General features: G+C 72.3%; 1 protein-coding gene. It reads left to right on the top strand.

All coding sequences use genetic code 11. The annotated features are described in order from the left end of the window. Window positions 1–1,262, top strand: a 1,262-nt coding sequence (locus D7X12_RS41425) for a beta-ketoacyl [acyl carrier protein] synthase domain-containing protein (RefSeq protein ID WP_244225104.1), incomplete at both ends; no start/stop codon positions are given.

Raw genomic sequence — 1,262 nt, 5'->3', positions numbered from 1 at the left:
GTGGCCTATGTGTCGCCTCGCGAGGGCCAGGTGCTGGACGGCACGGCCCTGCGCGCGGGCCTTCGGCAGCGGCTGCCGGAGTACATGGTGCCCTCGGTCTTCGTGACGCTGGCCACCCTGCCCCTGAATCCCAGCAACAAGGTGGACAGGAAGGCGCTGCCCGCGCCGGATGCCCAATCCACCGGCCGTCAGGGCCGCTTCGTGGAGCCCACCGACGCGACGGAGCAGCGGATGGCGGCCGTCTTCGCCCGCGAGCTGGGCGCCGACCGCGTGGGCGTGCACGACCACCTCTTCGACGACCTGGGCGGCACGTCGCTGTCCGTGGTGCGCATCGCCGCGCGCCTGCGCGAAGAGCTCCAGCGCGACGTGCCCGTGGTGTGGCTCTTCGAGCACCCCACCGTGAACGAGCTGGCCCGGCGCATGGAGCGCGAGTCGGGAGGCCCCGTGGCCCCCACCCCCGCGCCGCGTCCGCGCGAGGTGGCGAAGACGGGCGACTCCGGCGCCATCGCCATCATCGGGCTCGCCGGGCGCTTCCCGGGCGCCATGTCCGTGCAGGAGTTCTGGCAGAACCTGCGCGGTGGCGTGGAGTCCATCCGCCGCTTCACGCCGGAAGAGCTGGAGCACCTGCCCGGGCTGCCGGAGGGGCTGGAGCTGTGGCACCACCCGGCCTTCGTCGCGGCGGGCGGCGTCATCGAAGGCGTGGAGAAGTTCGACCATGCCTTCTTCGACATGCCCCTGCGCGAGGCCCAGTTCACGGACCCGCAGCAGCGGCTGTTCCTCCAGACGGCCTGGGCGGCGCTGGAGGACGCGGGCGTGGATCCGGACCGCTTCCCGGGCGCCATCTCGCTCTACGCGGGCGCCACCAGCTCCGGCTACACGGACGCCGTGCGGCAGGCGATGCCGCTGGACGCGGCCTCGTACATGGAGCTTCACGGCACCGCCACGCACGAGAGCCTGGCGACGAAGACATCATTCAAGCTGGGCCTGACGGGTGAGAGCACGCTGCTCTACACCGCGTGCTCCACCGGCCTCGTCGCGGTGCACCTGGCCTGCCAGAGCCTCCAGGTGGGTCAGTCCGATATCGCCCTCGCGGGCGCGACGCGCCTGTCCGTCCCGCAGCGCACGGGCTACGTGTACCAGGAGGGGATGATCTTCTCTCCGGACGGCCACTGCCGCGCGTTCGACGAGAAGGCGCAGGGCACGCTCGCGGGCAACGGCGTGGGCGCGGTGGTGCTCAAGCGCCTGGAGGACGCGGTGCGGGA

Source organism: Corallococcus sicarius (assembly GCF_003611735.1).
GTDB classification, from domain to species: Bacteria; Myxococcota; Myxococcia; order Myxococcales; family Myxococcaceae; genus Corallococcus; species Corallococcus sicarius.
The sequence above is the reverse complement of the archived record's forward strand: the minus strand, read 5'-3'. Positions and strand labels throughout refer to the sequence as shown.